The organism is Streptomyces sp. NPDC006450 (assembly GCF_040612195.1).
In the GTDB taxonomy this organism is placed as follows: Bacteria; Actinomycetota; Actinomycetes; order Streptomycetales; family Streptomycetaceae; genus Streptomyces.
Window position 1 is genome coordinate 1 of the sequence record NZ_JBEXPT010000232.1, and the last position, 3893, is coordinate 3893.

1 protein-coding gene and 1 pseudogene are annotated in these 3893 nt (G+C 78.1%); both read left to right on the forward strand.

The annotated features are described in order from the left end of the window. Positions 1 to 98: pseudogene (locus ABZY57_RS32240) on the forward strand (tryptophan synthase subunit alpha); the annotation flags it as partial. Between the two features lie 337 nt (positions 99 to 435). Next, positions 436 to 3893 (forward strand): hypothetical protein (locus ABZY57_RS32245; protein ID WP_356518018.1); only part of this gene is annotated, 3458 nt, incomplete at its 3' end.

The window sequence follows — 3893 nt, forward strand, 5'->3', positions numbered from 1 at the left end:
TCCCGACCGTGGACGGGGCCATCGAGGCCGTCAAGGCCGTCATCGCCGGCGGCGCGGACGTGGTCGAGATCGGCCTCCCGCAGGACCACAGCACGCCGGGGTCGCCGGCGCGGGCGGCGGCAGGTCGCCAGGTGACGAGCTGTCCGCCCTGCAGGCTCAGACACGCCTGGCCGGCTCGCGGGTGGTCCACGACGAGGACGGGGAAGTCCGCGTACCTGCGGCGGGTGAGAGCCGGGGAGAGCTGCTCCTCGACGGGCAGGGCCCGGAACTTCTCGAAGATCTGATCCATGCCCCGACCCTCCTTCACGGCACGGGGGCGGTCAAATCCATGGGAGCTGGGGCGGCTTGTCCGTGGTCCGCGCTCTTCTCAGGGCCTGAGGCCGGGGCCCTTCTATTGCCTCGCTCCTCATCCACCCCCTGTTGCACGATGGCCCCATGAGCACCTCCCAGCAGCCCCCGCACCACTCCGCCCGGCCCGGTCGGGAAGCCGCGGCCCGGCTCCTCGCCTCGCTCGATCCGCTCGCCCACCGCGAGCGGATCCGCGCGGCCGTCGCCCATGTGCGCGCGCTGCCCCCGGTCGAGGTGCCCGACCTGCTCACGGAGCTCGCCGACCCCGGCCGGCACGTCCCGGACACCCGGGCCACCGCCCTGATCTGCGCCCGCGCCGTACCCTGCGACCCGGCCCACGGCGACCGGCTCACGGGCCTGCTCGTGGCGGGCCTCACCGACCCGCACGGGGCCGTACGCGCCCAAGCGCTCGCGGCGCTGCGCACCGGACGCATCCGTCCGACCCCGGACGTCCTGGTGGGCGACCGGGTCACGGCCGCGGCCCGGGAGGAACTCGTCGCCGCCCTGCACCGCACCCCGCCTGAACTCCCCGATGCCCTGATCGACTCCGTCCGCACCACCTGGGGCGACCGCGAGGCGGCGCGGCTGCTGCCCGCCTGCTCCCCCGCGGCCGTGCGGCGGCTGCTGCCCGAGCTCCGGCACGCCCTGCACTCCTGGCTGCCGTTGGCGCGCCGGGTGCCCGAGGTCGTGTACGAGACGATCGTCCGGGAGGCCGAGGCACAGACCCCTGCCGCCCGGAAGATCTGGTGGCTGGTGGTGGCCCACCGCCCCCTGACCGCGCTGGCGCGGGTCGACCCGGGCGCCGCTCTGGACCTGTTCGAGCGGGTCGGGCCCGAGCAGCTCCCGGCCTGGCTGGTCCCGTACCTGCCGGGGTTCATCGCCCACCGGCCCCGGCTCGCAGCGCGGTTGTGGGGGCAGGGCCGTCTCGTCCTCGGGGCGAGGACGCTGTCCCACAACGGCGCGCGCCGGTTCGCCGCCGCCGTCCCCGAGGAGGAACTCGTCGCGGCGGTCCGTGCGGCGTCCGCCCCCGCGCCGATGCTCGCGGCGCTCCTGCCGGCGCTCCCGCCGGGACGGCGCGGGGCGGTGCTCGACGCGGTCCGCGCCGAGGAGGGTTCCGCGCCCGCCTCCCCCGCCGGCTCCGAGACGGCGGTGCTCCCGCCCGGGCTGATGCGCGTGCTGCCCGCCCGGGACGCCGCGCCGTTCGCCCGCCACGCCGTCGACCGGGCGCGGACCCGGGGCGCCGCGCCGATCGAGCTGCTGGAGCTGCGGGCCTTCCTGCCCTACGAGGACGAGGCCGCCGCGCTCCGCAAGGACACCCGACGGGCCGACCCCGCCGAGCGCGCGGCCGCCTGGCGGGCGCTGGTGCACGCGGCGGCCCGGGCGCGGCGCCCGGAGGCGACGACCGAGGTGCTGACGGAGCTGGCCCGCCTGCGCTCCGAGCAGGACCCGGTGCGCCAGTCCGCCGTGGGCGCACTGGGCGCCCTGCCGACGCACACCTTCACGGCGGCGGCGGTACCGGCGCTGGAGCTGATCGCCTCGGACGTGCTCGCCGCGCGGGACCTCTCGTACGCCACCCTCGTGTCCCTCACCCATCTCGCGGGCCGCCTGCTGGACACGGCCGGGGACGGCGCGCGCCCTGCCGCGACGGCTCCCGGAGCCGATTCCGTGGCGCTGCCGGCGCTCGCCGCGTGGGCGGTTCGCACGCTGGCGCGCGCGGACGGTCCCGACCTGCCCGGCGGCGGGTTCGGCCGGTTCGTGACGCAGGCTCTGCGCAGGGATCCGCCGGCCGCCGCGGCCCGGGCGCTGCTCGACGCCGTGCGTCCCGTGGTGACGGAGTCCCTCGGCGCGGGAGATCCCGTCCCCGCGCTCTCCCTCGCCGAGTCCCTGTCGTCGGACCGTTGTTGGGAGCGGGCCGAGCCCTGGCTCGCGGAGATCGTGGAACGGATCGCGCTGACCGGCGCGCGCGGGCCTGCTGAACGCGCCTGCGCGCTGTGGCTGGCCGGTCCGCGTGCCGAGCGGGTCCGCGCCCTGCTGGCCGCGGACCCCTCCGCCGTCGTACTGCCCCGCGTGGTGGAGCTCGTGGCGCGACGGGCCGACGACCTGTTGCCGGCTCTCGCCTCCGCGCCCTTGGACTCGCCTCCCCACGGCCGGTTCCACGACCCGGCCCCGGCGGGGGGCGGGTCCCTGCGGCAGGTCCTTCCTCCGGTACGGGTGTACGCGCACCGGTGGACCGACGCCACGTGCGCGGCCGTGGCCGACTGGCTCTCGAACGGGCTGCGTGCCCGGGCTCATCCGGAGCGGTCGCCCGGCGACGAGCTCCTGCGCGAGCTCGCGGCGGTACCGGGCGGCGGTGGGCTGCCGGCGGTTCGGGAGGCCGCGCAGTCGGCGCACGTACCGACGGCCGAGGCGGCCCTGGCCGCGCTGCCCGGCGCCGACCGGCCCGGCCTGGTCCTGCCCGACCTGCTCGCGCGGGCCGACGGCGACCGGGCGCGCGTCGCCGTGTACGGGATCGGACGGGTCTGCGCGCACGTGCCGCCGCTGGAGATCGCGGAGCGGTTCCGCCCGGTGCTGGAGCGGGCGACGGGCACGAAGGTGACGAGCCGCAAGGAGATCGTCCGGCTGGCGGCCGACCGGCTGCCGGCGGCGCTCGCGGGCGAGTTGCTCGTAGCGGCGTTCTCGGCGCCGGGCCAGCACCGCGACGTACGGGCGGCGGCGGTGACGCGGGCGGCGCAGCTCGTCACGCTGGAGCCGGTGGCAGCGTGCCTTCGTACGTCCGCGCGGGCGGGTTCGCGGGCGGAACGGGAGGCGCTGCTGCGCGTGGACCCGCTCGCCCTCCCTGCGGCGGCGCGCGAGCCCTACGGGACGTTGGTGGCCGAGGTGTGCCGCCGCTTCCTCACGGAGGCGCACGCGCACACGCCCTCCCCCGCCGGCGGGGGCCCGGTCGAGGCGCCTGAGCGAGCTCCCGGCGACGCGGTCGGTGAGGGTCTCGACGCTCGGACGGTCGCCGAGGCCTGCCGGGTCCTGCACCGTTGGTCCCTCGTGGTGCCGTCCGCCGTGGATGCGGGCCTGCTGCCGCGTCTGGCGGTCGAGTCCCGGAGCCACGAACTCGTGTGGCGGGCGGCCGTAGAGGCGGTCGTGGACGCGGCACGGGCCGATCCGGACACGCACGGTCCGGGGCTGGGAGCGGTCACGGCGGCGCTGCTGGGCCGGCACGTGCGCGAGGCCGGGGCGGCCGACCGCGCTCGGAGGCGCGGTGCGCGGGCCGAAGCGACCGAAGCGACCGAACGGGCCGGACGGGACCCGCGTGATGCCCTGCGCCGGATCGCGGTGCTGGCGGGGAGCCTCGAGCGAACGGCCGGGCAGGGCCTGCCCGAGGCCTGCCGGCCCGTCTGGCAGGACGCCGTCGCGCTGATCGCGGAGCAGGACGCGAGCCTGCGGTGGGCCGTCGCGGCCCGGACGGCGCTGTGGGACCCGGCCGCGCCGGCGGCCGGGCGGGCCCGGGAGCTCCGGGCGCACGCGCGGGCGGTCACCATCATCACCCTCCG